The 283-nt window shown below is 36.0% G+C and carries 1 protein-coding gene; it reads left to right on the top strand.

Annotated features, from left to right (window positions below):
* On the top strand, positions 1–265 hold a 265-nt coding region (locus HC175_RS23485; protein ID WP_168140133.1), incomplete at its 5' end, for a hypothetical protein.
* Positions 266–283: the final 18 nt, after the last annotated feature.

Raw genomic sequence — 283 nt, 5'->3', positions numbered from 1 at the left:
CTTCTATTTCACCAAAACGGCGAAGCCAAAAGACAATGGTTTTTATGAAGCAAATAAACAATTCATTTATCCTTTACCAATCAAATTTGCAACCGATGTTGTTCAAGAGCAAATTATTGAATTAGTAACCCATATTCTAGAACTCAAAAAAGAAAACCCCTCCTCCGACACCTCTTCTTTGGAAGCAGAAATTGATAGGTTGGTTTATGAGCTTTATGGGTTGACGGAGGAAGAGATCGAAATAGTTGAAAATTCAATTAACTAATGAGATGGAGGGAGACTC

It is taken from the genome of Salinimicrobium oceani (genome assembly GCF_012037645.1).
The sequence above is the reverse complement of the archived record's forward strand: the minus strand, read 5'-3'. Positions and strand labels throughout refer to the sequence as shown.